The 22,815-nt window shown below is 67.3% G+C and carries 20 protein-coding genes; 6 read left to right on the top strand and 14 right to left on the bottom strand.

What is annotated here, in order from left to right; translation table 11 throughout:
* Positions 1-30: 30 nt before the first annotated feature.
* Positions 31-960 carry a LysR family transcriptional regulator gene (locus AC731_RS16250; protein WP_048707661.1) on the top strand — a complete coding sequence of 310 codons (930 nt, stop codon included), beginning with the start codon at positions 31-33 and terminating at the stop codon, positions 958-960.
* Here the strand turns inward: AC731_RS16250 and AC731_RS16245 are convergent.
* The 13 genes from AC731_RS16245 to xsc form a co-directional block, all read right to left on the bottom strand.
* Positions 863-4,324: a transglycosylase domain-containing protein gene (locus tag AC731_RS16245; RefSeq protein WP_048707657.1), complete on the bottom strand. Its 3,462-nt coding sequence runs from the start codon at positions 4,322-4,324 to the stop codon at positions 863-865. The two genes, AC731_RS16250 and AC731_RS16245, sit on opposite strands and share 98 nt — an antisense overlap.
* A gap of 156 nt (positions 4,325-4,480) precedes the next feature.
* Positions 4,481-5,347 carry a cache domain-containing protein gene (locus tag AC731_RS16240; protein WP_048707654.1) on the bottom strand — a complete coding sequence of 289 codons (867 nt, stop codon included), beginning with the start codon at positions 5,345-5,347 and terminating at the stop codon, positions 4,481-4,483.
* A 61-nt stretch (positions 5,348-5,408) separates the two neighbouring features.
* Positions 5,409-6,749 (bottom strand): TRAP transporter large permease, encoded by a 1,341-nt coding sequence (locus AC731_RS16235; protein WP_048707652.1) that lies wholly within the window; start codon positions 6,747-6,749, stop codon positions 5,409-5,411.
* A 27-nt stretch (positions 6,750-6,776) separates the two neighbouring features.
* Entirely contained in the window at positions 6,777-7,328 is a 552-nt protein-coding gene (locus AC731_RS16230) for a TRAP transporter small permease (RefSeq protein WP_048707649.1), read from the bottom strand.
* A 165-nt stretch (positions 7,329-7,493) separates the two neighbouring features.
* On the bottom strand, positions 7,494-8,492 hold the full coding sequence (locus AC731_RS16225; RefSeq protein WP_048707648.1) for a TRAP transporter substrate-binding protein: 999 nt from the start codon (positions 8,490-8,492) through the stop codon (positions 7,494-7,496).
* Between the two features lie 106 nt (positions 8,493-8,598).
* Positions 8,599-10,038, bottom strand: coding sequence for an NAD(P)/FAD-dependent oxidoreductase (locus tag AC731_RS16220; RefSeq protein WP_048707645.1), 1,440 nt, complete (start codon positions 10,036-10,038; stop codon positions 8,599-8,601).
* Positions 10,039-10,068: 30 nt separating this feature from the next.
* On the bottom strand, positions 10,069-10,455 hold the full coding sequence (locus AC731_RS16215) for a nuclear transport factor 2 family protein (protein WP_048707642.1): 387 nt from the start codon (positions 10,453-10,455) through the stop codon (positions 10,069-10,071).
* Between the two features lie 259 nt (positions 10,456-10,714).
* Positions 10,715-12,214 (bottom strand): MocR-like pyridoxine biosynthesis transcription factor PdxR, encoded by a 1,500-nt coding sequence (gene pdxR / locus AC731_RS16210; protein WP_048707640.1) that lies wholly within the window; start codon positions 12,212-12,214, stop codon positions 10,715-10,717.
* A 46-nt stretch (positions 12,215-12,260) separates the two neighbouring features.
* Entirely contained in the window at positions 12,261-13,055 is a 795-nt protein-coding gene (locus AC731_RS16205; protein WP_048707638.1) for a thiazole synthase, read from the bottom strand.
* Between the two features lie 38 nt (positions 13,056-13,093).
* Positions 13,094-13,297 carry a sulfur carrier protein ThiS gene (gene thiS / locus AC731_RS16200; RefSeq protein WP_048710273.1) on the bottom strand — a complete coding sequence of 68 codons (204 nt, stop codon included), beginning with the start codon at positions 13,295-13,297 and terminating at the stop codon, positions 13,094-13,096.
* Between the two features lie 5 nt (positions 13,298-13,302).
* Positions 13,303-15,219 carry a phosphomethylpyrimidine synthase ThiC gene (thiC, locus tag AC731_RS16195; RefSeq protein WP_048707636.1) on the bottom strand — a complete coding sequence of 639 codons (1,917 nt, stop codon included), beginning with the start codon at positions 15,217-15,219 and terminating at the stop codon, positions 13,303-13,305.
* A gap of 21 nt (positions 15,220-15,240) precedes the next feature.
* Positions 15,241-16,281 (bottom strand): YeiH family protein, encoded by a 1,041-nt coding sequence (locus AC731_RS16190; RefSeq protein WP_048707634.1) that lies wholly within the window; start codon positions 16,279-16,281, stop codon positions 15,241-15,243.
* A 108-nt stretch (positions 16,282-16,389) separates the two neighbouring features.
* Positions 16,390-18,213 carry a sulfoacetaldehyde acetyltransferase gene (gene xsc, locus AC731_RS16185; RefSeq protein WP_237266548.1) on the bottom strand — a complete coding sequence of 608 codons (1,824 nt, stop codon included), beginning with the start codon at positions 18,211-18,213 and terminating at the stop codon, positions 16,390-16,392.
* A 242-nt stretch (positions 18,214-18,455) separates the two neighbouring features.
* Here xsc and cobS point away from each other — a divergent pair, with 242 nt between their 5' ends.
* The 5 genes from cobS (at position 18,456) to AC731_RS16160 (ending at position 22,355) form a co-directional block, all read left to right on the top strand.
* On the top strand, positions 18,456-19,436 hold the full coding sequence (cobS, locus tag AC731_RS16180) for a cobaltochelatase subunit CobS (protein WP_048707631.1): 981 nt from the start codon (positions 18,456-18,458) through the stop codon (positions 19,434-19,436).
* Positions 19,433-21,166: a cobaltochelatase CobT-related protein gene (locus tag AC731_RS16175; RefSeq protein ID WP_237266549.1), complete on the top strand. Its 1,734-nt coding sequence runs from the start codon at positions 19,433-19,435 to the stop codon at positions 21,164-21,166. Before cobS ends, AC731_RS16175 begins: the two co-directional genes overlap by 4 nt.
* A gap of 63 nt (positions 21,167-21,229) precedes the next feature.
* Positions 21,230-21,598: a cupin domain-containing protein gene (locus AC731_RS16170; protein ID WP_082794359.1), complete on the top strand. Its 369-nt coding sequence runs from the start codon at positions 21,230-21,232 to the stop codon at positions 21,596-21,598.
* Between the two features lie 33 nt (positions 21,599-21,631).
* The gene (locus AC731_RS16165; protein WP_048707625.1) at positions 21,632-21,985 is read left to right on the top strand and encodes a Lin0512 family protein; all 354 of its coding nucleotides are present in this window, start codon (positions 21,632-21,634) and stop codon (positions 21,983-21,985) included.
* On the top strand, positions 21,978-22,355 hold the full coding sequence (locus tag AC731_RS16160; protein ID WP_048707622.1) for a Lin0512 family protein: 378 nt from the start codon (positions 21,978-21,980) through the stop codon (positions 22,353-22,355). Before AC731_RS16165 ends, AC731_RS16160 begins: the two co-directional genes overlap by 8 nt.
* 16 nt (positions 22,356-22,371) lie before the next feature.
* Here AC731_RS16160 and AC731_RS16155 read toward each other — a convergent pair whose 3' ends face one another.
* Complete coding sequence (locus tag AC731_RS16155) at positions 22,372-22,755, bottom strand: hypothetical protein (RefSeq protein WP_048707619.1); 384 nt, start codon at positions 22,753-22,755, stop codon at positions 22,372-22,374.
* Between the last annotated feature and the right edge of the window lie 60 nt (positions 22,756-22,815).

The following is a 22,815-nucleotide window of genomic DNA, read 5'->3' as shown; positions in this document are numbered from 1 at the left end:
TGCTTTGAATAGACATAACTCTATATAAAGATGCGCCTCACCCTCCACCAGCTGCGCCTGCTGCTCGCCGTGACCCGCGAAGGCAGCGTCTCACGCGCCGCCCAGCGCCTGCACCTGACCCAGCCCACGCTGTCGGCGCAGTTGCGCCAGCTGTCGGATCAGGTGGGCTTGCCGCTGTTCGAGCGCATCGGCCGCCGCCTGCACCTGACCCCCGCCGGCGAGGCGGTGGTCGACAGCGCGACGCGGCTGGAAGAGGAGCTGGAGCGCCTTGACGAGACCCTGGCCGAACTGCGCGGCGACGTCGGCGGCAAGCTGCGGCTGGCGGTGGTGAGCACCGCCGAGACCTTCATCCCGCGCCTGCTGGGCGAGTTCCGCCGCGAACGGCCGGCGGTGGAGGTGTCGCTGGTGGTACTGAACCGCGACGCGGTGCTGCGCCGGCTGGCGGACAACCGCGACGACCTCTACATCATGAGCCGCCCGCCCGCCGCGCCGCCGGTGACCGCCACGCCCTTCCTCGCCAACCCGCTGGTGGTGATCGCCGCCGCCGACCATCCACTGGCCGGCCGACGCGCGGTGCCGATCGAAGCGCTGGCGGACGAGGAGTTCGTGCTGCGCGAACCCGGCTCGGGCACGCGCCAGGCGGCGGAGAGCTTCTTCGCCGAGCACGACATCGTGCTGCGGCCACGGCTGGAGCTGGGCAGCAACGAGGCGGTGCGCCAGGCGGTGGCGGGCGGACTGGGGCTGTCGCTGCTGTCGGCCCACGCACTGGCTCATGCGCCCGACGAAGGCATCGCCGTGCTCGCGGTGAAGGACACGCCGGTCGTGACCCAGTGGCAGGTCGTGCACCCGACCGGCAAGCGCCTCACTCCGCTGGCGGACGCGTTCCTGCGCTTCCTGCAGGCGCGGGCGCCGGAGCTGAACCGGGCAGCCCAGGCTCGGCTGTCAGCGGCACGGGGATAGCCGGGCCGGCATCGATGCGGCCAGCGCGGGCGCGCGGCGGCGCGGCCTCCGTGCCCTCATCGGCCACCGCGTCCGGCACACGCGCATCCGCGGTACTCGCGGCATCCGGCGCGACACTGCTGCCGTCTGGCAGCGGGGTGACCGGCAGCAGGCCCTCGTTGGCGGGCTGCGGCGCATCCGGCACGGGCGGCTCGACCTCGACCGGCACCGGCGCCACCGGCAGCGCCCCGCCCGCATCGCCCGGCAGCACTTCCTCCGCCACCGGTGCGGCCATCTCGCCGGCCCTTGCCGGGGTACTGACCGGCAGCGGCAGATCCGCCACCGGCAGGCAGGCGATGTCGGCACCCGGCGCCAGGTGCGGCACCAGCACCGGCGCCATCGACTTCAGGATCTGCACCGGCAGCCCGGAAGTGAAGCGATAGGCGGCGGCGTTGGGGCCGATCACGTAGGCGGTGAGCGAGCCGAAGTGGCGCGGGCCGAGGTAGAAGACGAAGGTGGCGGTGCGGTTCAGCGCCATGCCGGGGCGGCCGCCGATGACGATGCGGTTGTCGCCGGTGCCGGTCTTGCCGCCCAGCGTCAGCGCGCTGCCATCGGCCAGACGGAAGCTGCCCGCCAGCCTGCGCGCGGTGCCGCTCTCGACCACGTCGGACAGCGCGCCGCGCAGCGCCGCCGCCACCTCGGGCGCCATCACCTGCTCGCCCGCGCCGGGCCTTACCGAAAAGGCGGTTGCGTAGGGCGTGTCGGTGGCGAAGCGCACGCGGTCGATGCGCCGCGTCGACAGGCGTACACCGTCGTTCACGATGATGCCCATCAGCTCGGCCAGCGCCGCCGGGCGGTCGCCCGAGCTGCCGAGCGCGGTGGCGAGCGAAGGCACGAGATGGCCGAAGGGGTAGCCCAGCCGCGCCCAGCGGCGGTGGATGTCGAGGAAGGCCTCGACCTCGAGCATCGTGAAGATGCGCGAGTCCTGCGCGCTGCGCGAACGGGTGCGGAACAGCCAGCGGTACACCACCTGGCGTTCGTCCGCGCTGGCGGCGACCGCCTCGGACAGGCTGGCCTGCGGGTTGCGCATGCGGTAGCCCACCAGCCACAGCTCCAGCGGATGCACGCGCGCGACGTAGCCGCGGTCGGGCAGGTCGAAGGCTTCGGGCGCATGGCGGGTGTAGAGCTGCGCGATGCGCGATTCCGACAGCTGGGCATCGCCCAGGCGACGGCCGAGGAAGGCGGCCAGCGCCTCGGGCGGCGCCTCGGGCTCGAGGTAGCGGAACACCGCGGCCAGGCGCTCGGCGCTCGGGCGCAGGCCGTCGAGCAGCAGCGTGCGCATCTCCTCGGGGCTGCGGCCCTGGTACTTGCGCCAGAAGCGGCGCAGGAAGGTCTGGCCCTCGCGGTCGGCGAAGCGCGCCAGGTACTCGGCGCGGCGCGGGTCTTCGGCGTCTTCCATCAGCCGCGCCGTGCTGCCCGGCACCTGGTACATGGTGTGGCGCACGATCTCGCGCATCAGGCGCACGAAGGGCAGGTTGATCGAGGCCTGCAGCGCCTCGCGCAGCGTGGGCTCGCGCGCGTCATCGCTGCGGTTGAAGTTGCCGAAGGTATGCACGCCACCGCCGGTGAAGAAGTTCTCGGCCGGGTTCGCGGAGAAACGCCGTTCGAGCGCGGCCTCGAGCATCGTCGGCAGGCTGCGGTCGCTGGCGGTGGCGAGATGGTCGATCGCCCAGCGCGTGAGGTTGTCCTGGCGCGCGACCTCGACCTGGCGCAGCGCCGGCACGTCGAGTTCGGCCAGACGGCCGTGCAGCTCGGCGACGATCTCGAGGTAGGTCGTCAGCACGCGCAGCTTGGCGGTGGAGCCGAGTTCGAGCTTGCTGCCCTCGTTGATGTCGAGCGGCTGGTCGGTGGTGTCGGTCTGCACCCGCACGCGGTTTCCGCCGGGCGTGCGCTCGACCAGCGTGAAGCTGTAGCGCACTGCGCCGAGCGTGGCGGGATTGAGCATGCGGTCGCCGATCAGCCCTTGGCTGCGGGCGAAGTCGGCATCCGACAGCCGGTTGAGATAGGCACCGACCGCCTGCTGCAGGCCGCCGTGCAGGGTGGTGTCGACCTCCGCGTCGAGACGGTCGAGGCTGTACAGCGAGGTGCCGAGCATGCCGGCCAGGCGCGCGCGCACCGCGGTCGTGCCCTTGCCGGGGTTGGCCGGCAGCACCGCGGGGTTGGCAACCAGGTCGCGGAACAGCAACGGCTGCGACAGCGCGGCGTCGCGCATCGCCGCGCTGATGCTGCCGGCTTCGGTCAGCAGGCGCAGGTAGGCGTCGGTGGTGCGCGTCAGCTCCTCGCGGCCACGCGCCAGATACCAGGACGGACGGCGGTGGGCGATCATCAGCGCCACCACCTGGCGCAGCGCAAGGCCCTGCGCCTTCAGCGTATCGCCCTGCCCTTCCGGCGCCGACAGCAGTTCATTGACGCGCTCGAAATCGGCGCCGAACCACACCCACAGGCCGTCGCCCAGGCCGTTGACCTCGCCGTGGCCGGGCGCGGCCGACAGCGGCACGGTGTTCAGGTAGTCGAGCACCAGATTGCGGCGCACCGGCAAGGTCTGCTCGCCCTCGCGGTAGGCACGCACACTGGCCGACACCATCTGGCGCAGCTTCTCGCGCGCGTCGTAGGTGATGCCGTCGGGCGAGTGGCGGTACTTCTCGATCTGCGTCGCCAGCGTGCTGCCGCCGGGGGCGTCGAGGTCTTCCTTGACCATGCGCCCGACCTGGGCCGCGGCGGCGCGCGCGAAGCGCACCCAGTCGACCGCAGGGTTCAGCGTCGGCTGGTTCTCGTCGAGCAGGTCGCGGTTCTCGATGAACAGCAGCGCCTGCACCACCACCGGCGGCACAGCGGCGAAGTCGGCATAGCCGCGGTAGGGATAGCGGAAGTCATAGAGCGGCCCGGCGCGACAGTCGAGCACGTCGAGGCCGGTGCGCGTCTTCTCGCGGTAAGGCGGAAACAGGCCGCGGTCGACGTAGTCGATGAGGTCCGGGCTGAAGCGGGTCTGCGCGGTGAGCTCGAAACCGCGCGCCTCGAGCCGCTCGATGAAGCGCGGCAGTTCGGTGTAGCCGAGGCGCTGGTCGAAGGGGCCATGCTGCGGATAGCGCACCGCGTCGCTGCGGCCGGCGACGCGCTCGTAGTCGAGTTTGGCGGCGAAGCGCGAGATCTCGCGCGCCTGCAGGCGCGAGGTGTGCATCTCGTGCGCAAGCAGCAGGCCGCCCGCCACCAGCACGACCAGCACGAGGACGAGGATCAGCGCGCCGAGCAGCCGGAACGGGCGGAGGCGGTGCCGGGGCGGGGCCGTTTGCGAGGAAGGCGTGGGGGTCTGAACGTCGGAACTCACGGGCGGGCGAATCGATATTGCATCGCCGCAATTATCCGTGCTTCGCGGCCGGAAGCGACACTGTTACAAGCCTGGCTTCATGCTCAGGAGATGACGTTCGAACAGCCGTGGCAGTCCGACCGCCCCCATGCCCGGTGACGATCGGACTCGTTCGCCTCAGCGGTTGTAGCTCCCGACGCCCACCAGGAGCCCTTCGTCGATGCGGAAGAAGGTGTGCTTGCTCTCGAACTGCTGGGTCATCGGATTGCGCCACAGGTAGTCGAGTTCGCCCCTGCCCTTCTTCTGGCCGATCTCCACCATTTCGCGGACGATTGCTCGCCCGCGCGGGTCCTTGAGTTCGAAGGCGTTCGTTCCGACCAGCGCAGGCGAGGCGCCATGCGCGAGAAAACGGCCCGACGCCGTGTCCGCGACGAAGACATAGAGGTCGTTGCGAATGAATTCGCCGTTCAGGTCCTGGAAACGCTTCAGGCTCCCCGCGCGGTCCTTGCGCAGCGCTGCAACCGCATCGTCCAGCATCTCCCGGGCCTGCAGGCTCGTGGCGCGCGGCGGGTAGTAGCCGACGGCGACAATAACCTCCCCGACCTTGCGGAAGAAGGTCACCTTGGGCTCACCCCGGCTGTCGGCGGGATTGAACCAGCGGTACTCGACCTGCCCTTCGCCGTCGCGCTTGGCGATCTCGATCATCTCGCGGAAAAAGGCCTTGCCATCGCTGTCGCGGTAGTCGAGCACGTTGTCGCCGACCAGGGCCGCCGAGGCGCCACCGCTTGCCAGGAAGCGGCCATCGGTGCGCAGCGCATAGGCGTAAAGGTCGCGATCCACGAAGGCGGACTGGCGGGCAAAGTCCAGCGTACCGGCTTCGCCGTGCGTCTGGACGTGGCGCGCCGCAATCTCGAGCAGATCCTTGGCACGCAACTCGACCGCACTCCTGACGGCAATCTCGCCCCCCTGGGCCAAGACCGCATGGGGAAGTGCGCCAACACCCAGCACCAGCACGGCAGCGAGCGGAAACACGAGGGTTCTCATTGAATGACTCCCGAAACAGGATTGTCGGACGACAGCGGATGGACCCGCGCCAGCCTCACGCTCAATACCCCACCAACCGGGGCAACCAAAGACTCAGCACCGGGAAGAAGGCGATCACGAACAGCGCGGTGAGCTGGGCGAGCACGAAGGGATGGACGCGGGCGACGATTTCCTCGACGGTCGAACCACCGATGCCCGAGGCGACGAACAGGTTCTCGCCGAGCGGCGGGGTCATGAAACCGATCGACAGCGCGCAGATCAGGACGATGCCGACGTGGGTGGGATCGGCGCCGAGCATGTACATCACCGGCAGCAGCACCGGCACCAGGATCATGATCGCCGCCAGCGTCTCCATGAACATGCCGACGAAGAGCAGGAACACGATCATGATCGTCCAGATCAGGTACATGTTGTCCGTGATGCTGAGCAGCGAGGCCGCCACCGAGGCCGGAATCTGCTGCTCGACCAGCAGGCGCCCGAACACGGTCGCTGCGAACAGGATCAGCAGCACGCGCCCGGTGATCCAGGTCGTCGTGCGCAGCGAGTTCAGCAGCGCGGCGAACTTGAGCTCGCGGTGCAGGAAGATGCCCACGAACAAGGTGTAGAAGATCGCCACGATCGCCGACTCGGTCGGGGTGAACAGGCCGGTGTAGATGCCGCCGAGGATGATCACCGGCGCCAGCAGCGACCACACGCCGCGACGCAGGGCCGTGCCGATGTCGCCGAAGGACCAGTTCTCGGTGAGGCCGCGGTAGCCGCGCTTCTTCGAGATCATGTAGTTCATCGTCATCAGGCTGACGGCCATGATCAGGCCCGGCACCACGCCGGCGACGAAGAGCTTGGGGATCGACAGCGACTCGAACTCGCCGAACTTGGCGATCGCCTCGGCCGGCGGCTGCAGGCCCAGCGCGGAGATGCCGAAGATCACCATCGGGATCGAGGGCGGGATGATGATGCCCAGGCCGCCCGCCGACGCGGTGACCGCGGAGGCGTAGCTCTTCTCGTAGTTGCGCTTGGTCATGGCCGGGATCATCAGCATGCCGACCGCAGCCGTGGTGGCGGGGCCGGAGCCCGAGATGGCGCCGAAGAACAGGCAGGCCAGCACGGTGGCGGCGCCCAGGCCGCCGGTGATCGGGCCGGCCATGGTTTCGGCGACGTCCACCAGGCGTTTAGAGATCCCCGCCGCCTCCATCAGCGCACCGGCCAGCACGAAGGCCGGCAAGGCCATGAGCGGGAAGCTGCCCACCGAGGTGAAGGCGATCTGCACGAAGGCGATCGGGTTCTTGTCCAGGGCGATGAACGCCAGCATCGCCGAGCCGGCCAGCGACACCGTGATCGGCGCGCCCAACAGCAGCAGCGCGAAGAAGCTGCCGAACAATATTGCTACCAGGTACTCTTCCATCGTTGTCTCTCCTGTGCGCGGCGGCGGTCAGCTCTTTGCCGCGGAGGCGGCAGCGCGCTTGATGTTTTCGATTTCTTCCGCCTCGGGATCGAGGATCTCGACGCCCTTGAACAGGGTGAGGTAGTTGTTCCACAGGATGCGGATCGACATCAGCAGGAAGGCGACCGGCAGGATCATGTAGAAGTACTTCATCGGGATCCCGGTGGTCTGCGACTTCCAGAACAGGTTCATGCGGTTGAACACGAAGTCGTAGCTCAGCCACACGAAATAGAGGTTGAAGCCGACCCACAGCAGATCGGCGAGCGCCTCGCTGACCTTCTTGACGATGGGCGGGAAGAAGCGGAACTGGAAGGCGACCCGGTTGTGCGCGGACATCTTGGCCGCCACCACCGCGCCGAGATAGGCGAACCACACGAACATGTAGGTCGCCACCTCCTCGCCCCAGGGGATCGAGTACTGGAAGAACTGGCGCAGCAGGATCTGGGCAAAGAGCAGCACGACGAACAACGCCAGCAGCGCTTCGCAGAAATACTCCTCTGCGTTGGAGATGAACTTGAGGATGGCGCGTTTGGCCGACATGGCGATCTCTCCCGGACGGAGCTGCGCGGCACCGGGGCCTGAGCCGCGCTACGCCGGAGCGGCGTGGCGGGCGGGGCGGACCCGCGCATGTTGGGGTTTTGAAGGAGAACTCTGGGCCTGGCAGGCCGGGCCGTGCTCCGGGACGGGAGCGCGGCCCTCCGGGGCTCAGCGGCCGAGCGACTTGAGCGCGGCGTCGAGCTTGTCCTTGCCGCCGATGCTCTTGTAGAACTTCGGCCACACGGTCGTGGTCGCCTTCTCGATCCACTCCTTCTCGCCGTTGGCCGGATCGGAGATCTCCATGCCCTTGGCCGTCAGCTCGGCGCGGATCTTCTCTTCGGTCTCGAGCAGGTACTTGTAGCTATGCTCGGAGGCCGCCTGACCGGCCTCGAGGATCGCCTTCTGCACATCGGGCTTCTGCGCCTGGAACACCTGCTCGCTGATGATCAGCGGCTCGAGCGAGAAGATGTAGCGGATGTTGGTGATGTACTTCTGCACCTCGTTGAACTTCATCGCCGCAACCGTGATGTACGGGTTGTCCTGGCCATCGACGACGCGCTGCTGCAGGGCGGTGAAGGTCTCGGCCCACGACATCGGCGTCGGGTTGACACCCCAGGCCTGGTAGGTCGCGATCATGATCTCGTTCTTCGGCACACGGACGACGAGACCCTTGAGGTCATCCAGCGTCTTCACCGGCTTCTTCGAGTTGGTCAGCACGCGGAAGCCCGAGTACGCCCAGCCGACGATCCGCACGCCGGCGTCGCGAATGGTGTTCTCGGTGAGCTGCTTGCCGATCTCGCCCTGGGTGAGCTTCTTGGCATCCTCGGCACTCTGGATGACATACGGCAGGGTCAGCACGCCGACCGTCGGCGAGAACGGGGTGACGTTGTTGATGGCGAGGATGGAGAAGTCCAGCAGCCCCATCGAGGCGTTGTTCACCGTGTCCTGCTCATCGCCCAGTTGCCCGTTCGGGAACAGGTCGACCTTGTGCTTGCCGCCGGTCTTCTCGCTGAAGGCCTTGGCGAAGCTGGTGCCCAGCTCCCACTGCGTGCCGCCGGCGGCGTCGCCGATCGCCATCTTGAAGGTGTTGGCCAGCGCCGCGGGGGCGGCGAGCGCCAGGCTGGCGGCTGCGAACATCGATACGAGTACGTTCTTCCTGAATTTCATGGTCGTCTCCTCTATCACTCGATAGCTGTTGGAATGGTGCTTCAGGTTGGGCCGGCTAGTGTGACAGCGGCATCCCGGGCGCCGAACCGGGATGCCGGCGAAGAGCTCAGAGCACTTCATCCTTGAGGTTGTACCAGCGGTAGAGCCACCACTGACCGAAGCGACGGAAGGGCGCGAAGGCCTGCGACTCCACCATCTCGCGGACGTTGGGGAACGGCAGCTTGGAGGTGAAGATCGGCAGATCGAGCTCCTTGCCCTTGCCGGCGATCCATTGCGCCAGGCGGCGACCGGCCTGCGCGGAATACATGACGCCGTTCCCGCCGTAACCGAGCGCGTAGTAGATCGTCTGCGCGGGGTCCGGCTGGAAGATGCGCGGCATCATGTCGTGGCTGACGTCCACCCAGCCCCACCACGAGTAGTCGATCTTGATGCCTTCCAGCGCCGGGAACTTGCGATGCAGGTCGCGGATGAGGAAGTCCTCGTATTTCTTCTGCGGCGCATCCTGGCCGGTGATCGCGCTGCGGCTACCGATCTGCACACGGTTGTCCGGCATCAGGCGGTAGTAATGGCGCAGGATCCGGGTGTCGGTGATCACCTGTGTCGTGCGGAAGTTGCAGGCATCGATTTCCGCCTGGGTCAGCGGCCGGGTCACGATCGAGTTCGAGAGGATCGGCAACAGGCGGTTCTTCAGCTCGGGATGCAGGCTGTTGGAGGTGTAGCCACCGGTGGCCACGCCGACCGCACGCGCCCGCACGATGCCGCCGGGCGTGCGCAGGTAATGCACGCCGTTGCGCGTTTCCCAGCCCTGCACCGGGCTGGCCGGGTGCACCTTGGCGCCGAGCGCGCGCGCCTTCTTCAGGTAGCCGAAGGCGAGCTTGCCGGCGTGGATGCCGATGCCCTCGGGCTCGTGCATCGCGCCGCAGGCTTCCTTGTCGTCGACGTACTCGCGACGTACGGTCGCGGCGTCGAGGATGCGGGCGTTGTACTTGAAGGTCTCGCGCAGCAGCCTGGCTTCCTTCTCCAGCGCCGGCATGACCTTGTCGCGGTGCGCGATGTAGAGGTGACCGCCGGGCTGCGGATCGCAGTCGATGTCCTTGATCAGCTCCTTGAAGTTCTCCATGCCGTCGAGGCATTCCTTGTGCATCTTCAGGGCCGTGTCCAGGCCCCAGCGCTCGATCCACTGCGAGCGCTTGAGGCGGCCCGAGGCGCACTGCGCCTGCCCACCGTTGCGTACGCTGCAGCCCCAGGCGGTGCGGTTGGCCTCGAGCACGGTGGCCTTGATGCCGTACTCCTGCGCCAGGAAGATCGCCGTGGTCAGGCCGGTGAAGCCCGACCCGATGATCGCCACGTCCACGTCGATGTCGTGGGTGATCGGACCGTCGTCCTCGGGCGGCTCACCGGCGGTGCCGATCCAGTAGGTCGGCGCGTACTGGCGACCGTGGCCGGGCGTGGCCGATACCAGCGGATCGTAGGCCGGATCGTAGGGCGCGGTGGGCTCGGTGGCCCCACCGCCGGCAAAGGACTGCTTCAAGGTTGCGGCTTCCATGGTCAGGCTCCTCGACGTGCGTGCGCGGGATCAGGCGCCGGAAACCGGCGGACGATCCTTGCGGAAGGCGTTCTTGATCGCGATCTTGCCGTTGCGGAAGGTGAAGACATCCACCATGCGCGCCTCGATGCGGGTACCGTCGGCCTTGGTGCCGCAGAAGGTGGTCTCGGATACGCCACGATCGCCGACGACGAAATGCTCGCCATCCAGCCAGGCAGCGTCAGGGAAAGTCTTCCAGGCAAGCTCGAAACCCGCGCGAACCTCGTCGCGACCGACGAAGCTCTTGCCCATCAGATCGGGGCCGGCGACCGCATGGAAGACGCAGTCGTCGTCCATCATGCTCATCAGGGCCTCGATATCGTGACGGTTCCAGGCGTCGCCGAAAGCCTTCAGGAACTCTACAGTAGGTTGACTCATGCGGATCTCCTCAGAAAGGGCGAAATTTGGTGCTCGCCGCCAGTCGGCGCACCTCGTTCATTCATGATCCTTATCATAGACATCACTGGATTAATCCCTTAGGTCCACTTGGCTGCAATCGTTTGGTCCAGCGCGAAGACAGCTGGCCCAAACGAGTTCCGCCGTGCAGGGGAATGTCCCGCAGCTTCGTTCCAGGCGTTCTCCGTGGGACTGCCGGGCATGCGACGACAAGCGCGGCGCACGCGACCAGCGCCGGCCCTCAGCCCCGGGGCGCGAGTTCGCGCAACGCGATCGCCAGGCGCTCGACGCCCTCCTCGATGCGCTCGGTGGCGATCGCGGAGAATCCGAGACGCAGGCAGTTCCGGGTCGGCGTGGATGCGCTGAAGAAGACGTTGCCGGGCTCGATCAGCACCCCATGCGGCTCGGCCGCGAGCGCGAGCGCCTCGGCGTCGAGCCAGGTTGGCCCTTCCACCCAGCACGACGAGCCGCCCGAAATCGGCACCGGCCGCAGTTCGGGCAGGCGCGCCGCGAGCGCGGCGGCAAGCGCCCTCGCCCGCTCCTGATGGGCGTGCGAGAGCCGGCGCAAGAGGGCGTCGTAATGTCCGAGCGACAGGAAGAGCGCGAACACGCGCTGCATGTAGGCGGTGGGGTGGCGCAGGTTGAGGCGACGGGCGCCGCGCAGCTCGCGGATCACCTCGGCGGGGCCGACCACATAGCCCAGGCGCACCCCGGGCGCCAGGGTCTTCGACAAGCTGCCGATGTAGATCACGCGGCCGCTGCGATCCAGGCTCTTGAGCGCCGGAATCGCCTCGCCCTCGGTCCGGTTCTCGCTCTCGTAGTCGTCCTCGATGAGGATGAAGTCGGCCTCGTCGGCCATGCGCAACAGGGCTTCACGCCGCTCGAGGGGCATCGTCACGGTGGTCGGGCATTGGTGACTGGGCGTCACGTACACATAGTCGCAACCGCCCAGCGCGGCATCGACGACGAGGCCGCCCTCATCGACCTTGAGGTCGACGATGCGCTCGCTGCGGCTGCTGAAGATGTTGCGCGCGTCGGGATACCCGGGGTTCTCCATCCCCACCGGGGTATCGGTGCTGACCAGCAGGTCGGCCAGCAGGTACAGCGCCTGCTGGGTCCCGACCGTGATCACGATCTCGTCATCGTCGGCCCACACCCCGCGCCGCGGCAGCACCCGCGTACGGATCTGCTGCACCAGCGAATCATCGTCGCGCAGGATCATGTCCTGGGCCCACTCGCCGATCTCGAGCACGCTCAGGGTCTTCATGCAGCACTCGCGCCAGTCCGCGGTCGGGAACAGGCCGGCATCGAACTGCCCGTATACGAAGGGATAGGGAAAGCGCTGCCAGTCCGCGCGCTTGCGGATGTTGCGCTGCAGCGTCGGCCGGAAGCGGAAGCGGCGCGACCACTCCGGCGAATACCCCACCGCCTCCGCCTGCGTCTTGGGGGGCGCCACGCGACCGGCGAGGATGTTCGGATTGACGAAGTATCCCTTGCGCTCTCGCGAAACCAGGTAGCCCTCGTCAACCAGCTGCTGGTAGGCGATCACCACCGTGTTGCGCGCAACGTCGAGTTGCGCCGCCATCTCGCGGCTCGACGGGATCGGCAGCTCGAGCGGCAACTGGCCGTCGAGGATGGCCGACACCAGCATCTGGCGGATCTGCCCCTGCAGGCTGAGGCCGTTCCCGGCCCAGCGCTGAAAGAACTGATTCCACATCGTCCCGCTCATCTTGCTGCTCATGATCGTCTTCTTCCCGCCAACGCCGGCACGGCCCGGCCGCAAACCCTCACGCGGCGAGCGCTGTCAGCAAGCCCTCGGTCGGCGAGGAAGGTTCGGCCATGTAGAGCTTGCGCGGCATGCGCCCGGCGAGGTGGGCCTCGCGCCCGGCCTGCACGGCCTTCTTCATCGCGCTGGCCATCAGCACCGGGTTGCGCGCATGGGAGATCGCCGAGTTCATCAGCACCGCGTCGCAGCCCAGTTCCATCGCGATCGCGGCATCCGAGGCGGTACCGACGCCGGCATCGACCAGCACCGGCACCCGCGCCTTGTCGATGATCAGGCGCAGGTTCCACGGATTGAGGATGCCCATGCCCGAACCGATGATCGAGGCCAGCGGCATCACCGCGACGCAACCGATGTCCTCGAGCATGCGCGCCTGGATCGGATCGTCCGAACAATACACCATGACCTCGAAGCCTTCACGGACGAGCGTCTCCGCCGCCTTGAGGGTCTCGGGCATGTTGGGGAACAGGTTCTGCGGGTCGCCCAGCACCTCGAGCTTGACCAGGGCATGGCCATCCAGCAATTCACGCGCCAGTCGCAGGGTACGCACCGCGTCCTCGGCGGTGTAACAGCCCGCCGTGTTGGGCAGGTAGGTGTAGCGCGAGGGCGGCAGGTAGTCGAGCAGGCTGGGCTCGCCCGCATGCTGGCCGATGTTGGTGCGGCGGATGGCGACGGTGACGATCTCGGCACCGCTAGCCTCGACCGCCGCGCGGGTTTCGTCGAAATCCCGGTACTTGCCGGTGCCCACCAGCAGCCGCGAAGCGTAGGTCTTGCCGGCGATGATCAAAGGGTCGTTCATTGCTGTCTCCTGTTTGGTATCGAGCTTCACCGCACGCGTCAGCCACCGCCGACCGCGGCAATCACTTCCAGGCGGTCGCCGTCGAACAGCAGGATCTCGCCATGCTCGGCACGCGGCACCACCCGGCCGTTACGCTCCACGGCCACCCGCTTGCCGGCAAGGCCCATGTGTTCGAGCATGTCGCGCACCGTCATGCGGTACATCAACGCATGGGTCTGTCCATTGAAGGTCACTGTCATCATCGTCGTCACACCGTTCGATAAAGATCGGCCCCGCTCTTGACGAACTCGACGGCCTTGACCTCCATGCCCTTCTTCAGCGCCTCGGCCTCATCCAGGCCCTGCTGCGCGGCGAAGTCGCGCACGTCCTGGGTGATCTTCATCGAGCAGAAGTGCGGGCCGCACATCGAGCAGAAGTGCGCCACCTTGGCCGAGTCCTTGGGCAGGGTCTCGTCGTGGAATTCCTTCGCCTTGTCCGGGTCGAGGCCGAGGTTGAACTGGTCCTCCCAGCGGAACTCGAAGCGCGCCTTGGAGAGCGCGTTGTCGCGGATCTGCGCGCCCGGGTGGCCCTTGGCCAGATCGGCGGCGTGCGCGGCGAGCTTGTAGGTGATGATGCCTTCCTTGACGTCCTGCTTGTTGGGCAGGCCCAGGTGCTCCTTGGGCGTCACGTAGCACAGCATCGCGGTGCCGTACCAGCCGATGGTGGCCGCGCCGATGCCGCTGGTGATGTGGTCGTAGCCCGGCGCGATGTCGGTGGTGAGCGGCCCCAGGGTGTAGAAGGGCGCCTCCTTGCACTGCTCGAGCTGCAGGTCCATGTTCTCGCGGATCAGGTGCAGCGGCACGTGGCCGGGGCCCTCGATCATCACCTGCACGTCGTGACGCCAGGCGATGTCGGTGAGCTCGCCCAGGGTCTTGAGCTCGCCCAGCTGCGCCGCGTCGTTGGCGTCGTAGATCGAGCCCGGGCGCAGGCCGTCGCCCAGGCTGAAGGCCACGTCGTAGGCCTTCATGATCTCGCAGATGTCCTCGAAGTGCTCGTAGAGGAAGCTCTCCTTGTGGTGCGCCAGGCACCACTTGGCCATGATCGAGCCGCCGCGCGACACGATGCCGGTCATACGGTTGGCGGTGAGCGGCACGTAGCGCAAGAGCACGCCGGCGTGGATGGTGAAGTAGTCCACGCCCTGCTCGGCCTGCTCGATCAGGGTGTCGCGGAAGATCTCCCAGCTCAGGTCCTCGGCCTTGCCATTGACCTTTTCCAGCGCCTGGTAGATCGGCACGGTGCCGATCGGCACCGGGCTGTTGCGGATGATCCACTCGCGGGTCTCGTGGATGTTCTTGCCGGTGGACAGGTCCATCACCGTGTCGCCGCCCCAGCGGATCGCCCAGGTCATCTTGTCGACTTCCTCGGCGATCGAGGAGGTGACCGCGGAGTTGCCGATGTTGGCGTTGATCTTCACCAGGAAGTTGCGGCCGATGATCATCGGCTCGGATTCGGGGTGGTTGATGTTGTTGGGGATGATGGCGCGACCGCGGGCGACCTCGTCACGCACGAACTCGGGCGTGATCACCGGCGGCAGGCTGGCACCGAAGCTCTGGCCCGGGTGCTGGCGCAGCATCATGTCGGCCATCTTCTGGCCCTTGGGGCCGGTGGCGCGCAGCGAGGCGATGTACTGCTCGCGGTTCAGGTTCTCGCGCAGGGCGATGTATTCCATCTCGGGCGTGATGATGCCGCGCCGGGCGTAGTGCATCTGGGTCACGTTGGCGCCCGGCTTGGCGCGGCGCGGCGAACGGTGCAGACCGGGGAAGCGCAGCTCGTCGAGCGCGCTGTCGGCGGCGCGGATGCGGCCGTACTCGGAGGACAGCCCGGGCAGCACCTCGGTGTCGCCGCGCTCCTCGATCCAGCGCTGGCGCAGCGCGGGCAGGCCGGAGCGGATGTCGATCTTGGCCGCGGGGTCGGAGTACGGGCCGGAACAGTCGTAGACGAAGACCGGCGGGTTGGGCTCGGCGCCGAAGGAAGCGGGGGTGTCGCTCTGGGTGATCTCGCGCATCGGCACCCGGATGTCGGGGCGCGAGCCTTCGACGTAGATCTTGCGCGAGTTGGGCAGCGGGGCAATCGCGGCTTCATCCACCTGGGCCGTGGCAGCGATGAATTTTTCGTTGGCGTTCATGGGCTCTCCTTGGAGCGAAGGTCAGGCGGACAGCAGGCGCATCAGGAAAACGATCGCGAGCATGTAGAAGGCGATGAACAGCGTCTCGCTCGACAGCAGCACGATCGGCCTCCAGCCCAGTGCAGCCAGCTTCTCGAACGAGGTCTTGACCCCCAGCGCGGCGATCGAGATCACCAGGCACCAGCGCGATACATCCGAGCTCACCTCGACCGCCTGCGCCGGAATCCAGCCGAGGCTGTTGATCACGACCAGTCCGGCGAACGCGATCAGGAAGAAGGGCAGCAGGGGCGCCTTCTTTCCACCTGCACCGCCGGCCTTCGCGGCCTCGGCGCGGAAGGTCAGCGCGAACACCATCACCACCGGCACCAGCATGGCGACGCGGAACATCTTGGCCAGCGTGGCCGCATCGCCGACCGAGGGCGAGATCATGAAGGCCGCACCGACCACCTGGGCGACGTCATGGATGGAACCGCCGAGGAACATGCCGGCCTCGTTCACCGACAGGCCGCTGGCGGTCACCACCAGCGGATACAGGATCATGGCCGCGGTTGAGAACGTTGCGACGCCGATCGCGGTGAGCAGGGTGTAGTGCTCGTTCTCCTTGGTCTGCGGCAAGGTGGCGGAGATCGCCATCGCCGCGGAAATGCCGCAGATGCCGGTCGCGCCACCCGAGAGCAGGCCGAGCATGGACGGCAGGCCGAGGATGCGGGCCATCATCAGGCCGAAGCCGATCGTCAGCACCACGGCACCTGCCAGCGCACCGACACCGGCCAGGCCGAGATCGGACACGTCGCTGAACACGATCCGCGCACCCAGCAGGGCAACACCGAGGCGGACCAGCTTCTTCGCCGAGAACTCGATGCCCGGGATGCACTTGTCGTTGTCGGACAGAAAATGGAAGGCGATGCCGATCAGCAGCGCGTAGAGGAATTTGGGGCCGCCGTAGTGATCGGACACGAAGGCGGCGGTGATGCCGATCACGCTGCACAGCATGAATCCGGGCAGCAGCCTGCGGAATTCGGCAAACATCGGCACGGGCAGGGACTTGGTCGGGGCATTCATGGGCAGCGCGTTCCGGTTCTGGTTATCAGGGGCAGCAAGTGTAGCGATGAGCCCGCCGCGCCCTGGCCTTTGGGCAGTGCGCGGCGGGAGTTCGGACAGCAGGCGCGCTCAGACGTAGTCCTTGTACTTCTCCAGGAAGCGCACCGGCTTGGAGAGCGCGTCACGACGGAACGGGTCGCCCAGCTCGCGCGTGCACATGATCTCGATGATCGTCGTCTTGCCGTGGTTCATCTGCAGATCGATCGCCTTCTTCAGCGCCGGACCCACGTCCTCCAGACGATCCACCGTGACCCCCTCCGCACCCATCGAGCGCGCGATCTCGGCAAAGCTCTGGTTGTCCAGCTCACCGGCCACGAAGCGACGGTTGTAGAAGTCCACCTGATTCTTCTTCTCCGCGCCCCACTGACGGTTGTGGAACACCACCGCCGTCACCGGAATGTTGTGACGCACGCAGGTCATCGTCTCCATCAGGCTCATGCCCCACGCGCCGTCTCCGGCGTACGACACCGCCGGGCGGTGCGGTGCGGCCACCTTGGCGCCGATGATGGTCGGGAACGCGTAGCCGCAGTTGCCGAAGCTCATCGCCGCAAAGAAGCTGCGCGGCTTCTCGAAGCGCAGGTAGCTGTTGGCCACCGAGTTGATGTTGCCGATGTCGGTCGACACCATCACGTCTTCGGGCATCGCCTTCTCCAGCTCGCGCAGCACCTGACGCGGGTGCAGGTACTCGCCGCCCGAGAACGGCTTCTCCTTGGCGTTCTCTTCGATCATGTCCAGGCTGAACGGGTCGCGCTCGTGCGTCCACTCGTCCAGCTCCTTCTCCCACGCCGCCTTCTCGGCCTGGATCTTCTCGAAGCGCTGCTCGCGCGTCGCGTCGCAGTCGAGCTCGCGCCCGGTCAGGCGCCACGCCAGGGCCTTGGCCGCCGCCTTGGCGTCGCCGCAGATGCCCACCGAGATCTTCTTCACCAGACCCAGCATCTTGTTGTCCGCGTCGATCTGGATGATCTTCGCGTTCTTCGGCCAGTAGTCCATGCCGTGCTGCGGCAGCGTGCCGAACGGCCCCAGGCGCGAGCCCAGCGCCACCACCACGTCGGCCTGGCTGATCAGCTTCATCGCCGCCTTCGAGCCCTGGTAGCCCAGCGGGCCGCACCACAGCGGGTGGCTCGCCGGGAACGAGTCGTTGTGCAGGTAGCTGTTGACCACCGGCGCGCCCAGCCGCTCGGCCAGCGCCTTGCACTCCTCGACCGCGTCGGCCATCACCACGCCGCCGCCCGAGATGATCACCGGGAACTTGGCCTTGGCCAGCAGCTCGGCCGCTTCATTCAGGCTTTGCTCGCCACCGGCGCCGCGCTCCAGGCGCTGCGGCTTCGGAATCTCGCAGGTGATCTCGCCGTAGAAGTAGTCGCGCGGAATGTTCAGCTGCGTCGGACCCATCTCGCTCATCGCGCGGTCGAAGCAGCGCCCGGTGTACTCGGCCATGCGCGCCGGGTGGGTCACGTGGCCCTGGTACTTCGTGAACTCCTGGAACATCGGCAGCTGGTTGCATTCCTGGAAGCCGCCCAGGCCCATGCCCATCGTGCCCGTCTCCGGCGTCACGATCACCACCGGGCTGTGCGCCCAGTACGCCGCGCCGATCGCCGTCACGCAGTTGCTGATCCCCGGGCCGTTCTGCCCGATCACCACGCCGTGGCGACCCGACACCCGCGAGTAGCCGTCGGCCATGTGGCCCGCGCCCTGCTCGTGCACCACCGGAATCAGCCGGATCCCGGCCGGCGCGAAAATGTCCATCGCGTCCATGAAGGCCGAGCCCATGATGCCGAACATGTCGGTGACGCCATTGGCCACCAGAGTTTCGACGAAGGCTTCGGAGGGGGTCATCTTAGTCGGGCCGCTGGGAATCGTGCGGCCGTCGGGCAGCGTCTGGGTCTGGCTCATGGAAGGTCTCCGGTTTATGTTCGTTCAAATCGGTACAAAAAGTTCCGATATCCGAGATGCGCAAACGAACTCTAGGACCCCAAACCTAAAAGGTCAACGACAAATTTTAAAAAACGGTACGCATTGAATGTTTTTTTGAAACTCGTCTATGATGCATCACCGGCTGCAATCGGCACCCGGCGATGAAGCGGCGGCGCAGCCCGCGGGCGCGCAGCAAGCAAGGGAAACACGAGGAGACTGGCGTGACGGAAAGTGTGTCGAGCCGCCCCGACCTGATGGTGTCGGTGCGCGAAGTGTTCGGGATCGACAGCGATCTCAAGGTGCCGGCTTTCGCCGAGCGGGACGACCACGTGCCGGACGTCGATGACGCCTACCGTTTCAATCCGGACGTCACCCTGGCCATCCTCGCCGGTTTCAGCCGCAACCGCCGGGTGATGGTGCAGGGTCTGCACGGCACCGGCAAGTCCACCCATATCGAACAGGTGGCCGCGCGCCTGAACTGGCCCTGCGTGCGGGTGAACCTGGACGGCCACATCAGCCGCCTCGACCTCGTCGGCAAGGACGCGATCGTCGTGCGCGACGGCCTCCAGGTGACGGAATTCCAGGAAGGCATCGTGCCCTGGGCGCTGCAGCGCCCGGTCGCGCTGATCTTCGACGAGTACGACGCCGGCCGCCCCGACGTGATGTTCGTGATCCAGCGCATCCTCGAACGCGACGGCAAGTTCACCCTGCTCGACCAGAACCGCGTGATCCACCCCCACCCCTGGTTCCGTCTGTTCGCCACCGCCAACACCGTCGGCCTCGGCAACCTGACGGGCCTGTACCACGGTACCCAGGTACTGAACCACGCCCAGATGGACCGCTGGAACATCGTCGCCACGCTGAACTACCTGCCGCGCGACGAGGAAGTGGCGATCGTGCTGGCGCGCGTGCCGGGCAAGAACTACGACAAGGGCCGCAAGCTGATCGCCTCGATGGTCGCGGTCGCCGACCTCACCCGCAAGGGCTTCGCCGCCGGCGACCTCTCCACGCTGATGTCGCCGCGCACGGTCATCACCTGGGCCGAGAACTGCGAGATCTTCCGCAACCCCGCACTGGCGTTCCGCCTGTCCTTCCTCAACAAGTGCGACGAGGTCGAGCGCCCGATCGTCGCCGAGTACTACCAGCGCTGCTTCGGCGAGGAACTGGACGAGTCCTGGATGCGCAGCTCGGAAGCGCAATGATGGCGACGGCGCAGCAGAACGCGAAGCGGCAGCAGAAGGTCGAGGAACTGTGCGCCGCCAGCCTGCGCGCACTGACCGGGGACGCAAGCCTGCACTACCGCGGCCGGCGCCTGCACCGCGGATCGCGGCCGCTGCCGATGCATGCGCCGCACCTGCGCATCGACCCCGACCACGACGACTTCGCCGACTGTCGCGCCGCCGCCGACGGCATGGCGCTGCGCCTGCTGCATTCGGACGCCGAGCTGCACCGCAGCCTGTGCCCCGCCGACCCGATCGAGCGCCTGCTGTTCGAGCTGCTCGAGCAGCTGCGCGTCGAAACCCTCGTACCGGCCGACATGCCGGGCATGGCCGCCAACCTGCACCACCGCTTCGAGAACTGGTCGCGCGCCTTCTACCGGTCCGGCCTCACCGAGGGGCGGCTCGGCATTCTGCTGTACACCGTGGCGCAGATCTGCTGGTCGCGGCTGACCACCAGGCCGGTGCTGGAGGAAACCGAGGACTACATCGAGAGCACCCGCTTCTCGCTCGTCTCCCAGCTCGGCAGCGCGCTCGCCGGCATCCGCCGCAATCGCCACGACCAGCGCCGCTTCGCAGCCCATGCGCTGGAGATCGCGCGCATCGTGGCCGAGACGATCCATGCTGAGACCGCCGCTTCGGCCGGCGACGAGGGGGCCGAAGCGAAGGACGAGGAGATCCGGCGCGGCTTCGCCCTGCTGCTCGACTTCGACCGTGACGAAGGCGACGACAACGGCATCGCCGCGGCCGTCACCGGCCACAGCAAGGCCTTCGAGGACGCCGAACAGGCCTACCGCGTGTTCACCACCCGCTACGACACCGAGGTGCAGGCCGGCACGCTGGTGCGCAAGGCCCTGCTGCGCGAGTACCGCGAGCGCCTGGACAAGCGCATCGCCGCCCAGGGCATCAACCTGCCGCGGCTGGCGCGCCTGTTCGCCGCCATCCTCGCCGAGCCGCAGCGCGACGGCTGGCTGTTCGGCGAGGAAGAAGGCCACATCGACGGCCGCCGCCTGAGCCAGCTCGTGAGCTCGCCGACCGAGCGCCGCCTGTTCCGGCAGGAGCAGTACAAGCCGGCGGCCGACTGCCTGGTGAGCTTCCTGCTCGATTGCTCCGGCTCGATGAAGGCGCACATCGAGCCGGTGGCGATGATGGTCGACCTCATGATCCGCGCGCTCGAGATGGTGGGCGTGCGCACCGAACTGCTCGGCTTCACCACCGGTGCATGGAACGGTGGCCGCCCCCATCGTGAATGGCTCGCCCGCGGCCGCCCGCCCCGCCCGGGTCGCCTGAACGAGGTCTGCCACATGGTGTTCAAGGACGCCGACCGCAGCTGGCGGCGGGCACGCACCGACATCGCCGCGCTGTTCAAGGCCGACCTGTTCCGCGAGGGCATCGACGGCGAGGCGGTGGACTGGGCGTGCAACCGCATGCTGGCGCGCGGCGAGGCGCGGCGCATCCTGGTCGTGATCTCCGACGGCTGCCCGGCCGACGGCGCGACCGGGCTGGCCAACGACCCCTTCTACCTCGACAACCACCTCAAGGACGTGGTCGCACGCCGCGAGCAGCAGGGCGCCGTGGAGATCCTCGGCCTCGGCGTCGGCCTCGACCTCAGCCCCTTCTATCGCCGTTGCCTGGCCACCGACATGACGCGCGGGCTGGACAACGAACTGTTCTTCGACATCGTGCAGTTGTTCGGCGGCCGCCATCGGCGCTGAAGCGCGCGCCGAGAAGGAAAGTCCCGAACGCTGCACGGCATCGACCAAGGAGGCCACACGAAAATGACGATCAAGGTCATCGACTTCAACCAGGACGACGGACAGCGCGAAAGCCGCCGGCTCGCCGATCTACCCGGACGCGTCGTCGAAGGCGACCCCCTGCACCACAGCACCACCTACTTCGAGAACCCGGCCGGCGACTTCATCGCCGGCACCTGGACCAGCACCCCGGGCCGGTGGCACGCATTCACCGACCGCGACGAGTTCTGCTACATCGTCAGCGGCCATGTCCGCCTGATCGCGGCAGACGGCAGCGCGCAAACCTTCCGCACGGGAGATGCATTCCTGATCCCGGACGGTTTCCGCGGTTACTGGGAGGTGATCGAGAACACCACCAAGCACTTCGCCATCCGGCGCTACGGGCACGACTGAAGGCGCCGAACACTCGACAAAGGAGCACCGACAATGGCCAAGACCCGCATGGTCACGCAGTTCGGCATGGGGACTTCGATCCGCAGCCAGGACTACACCCAGGCTGCGGCGCGCGCGATCCGCGACGCGCTGTGGCACAACTCGCTCAACGTGGCGACCGCGTTCGACTTCCCGCGCGAGGCGATGCTGATCGACGTGGAGATCGGCGTGCAGAAGCCGGAGGCGGTGGACACCGCCGCCTTGCTCGCCATCTTTCCCTATGGCCAACCGACGATCCGCGTCGTCCCCGGCGGCCTGGACGTCACCAAGCCCGACGGCACCGGCCTCACCGTGATCGCCAACGCCGCCCTAGTGGTGTCCTTCGACATGGAGCGCAATCATGGCTGAGAAACGCATCATCCTCGAGATGGGAACCGGCAACGACCTCTATGGCGGCGACTACACCAAGGCCGCCTGCCGTGCAGTGCAGGATGCCCTGCACCATTCCTCCATCGTACTGTTCAAGTCGCTCGGCTATGACCACCTGGACATGCGCGTCCAGGTCACGATCGGCGTGCAGCAGCCGGACAAGGTCGATGCCGCGGTGGTCGCCGCCACGCTGCCGCGCGGGCGTGCCGAGGTGACCGTGGTGTTCGGCGGGCTGGACGTGCACGACCCGGTGCAGGAGACCACGCATGTGATCGCCACCGCGGCGGTGGCGGCGCTGCTGCCGATCGAACCGGGGGCCTGGCGGTTGAGCGCGTCAACGCAGGCCTGAGGACCGCTGTCGCGGCTCAGGCGCCTGCACGCAACGGTGTTCCCGGCGCCGCAGTGTGGCGGCGGGTTTCGCCCGGCCTGCGCGCGGACGCCTCGGGGGACTCGACCGTGGCCAGCAGGTTTCGATCTGCCTCGTCGAGTCGGAGACCCTTCGCTTCGAGCCGGGCCAGGATGTCGTCGAGCTCCCAGGGGGCTGCAATCACACGCTTGCGGCCATTGCGGAACTGCACGTGAAGCCAGTGGGCATTCATCTCGGGCGAATGCCGCAGGTAGAGGCGCGCGACCTCGCTCGGCGACGACAGCGCCGTCGCGAGCGCGCTCTCCTTCTTGCTCCGTCCCCGGAAATATGAGATCGCCAGAAAGGCGGCCAGCGCCACGAAACCCGTCAGCAACTCGAGCATGGTCGACTCCTCTCGTAAAGACAGCATGCTGACAGAGAGGACAGCCCCGAACGGCCCGGG

The organism is Thauera humireducens (assembly GCF_001051995.2).
Taxonomy (GTDB): Bacteria; Pseudomonadota; Gammaproteobacteria; order Burkholderiales; family Rhodocyclaceae; genus Thauera; species Thauera humireducens.
The sequence above is the reverse complement of the archived record's forward strand: the minus strand, read 5'-3'. Positions and strand labels throughout refer to the sequence as shown.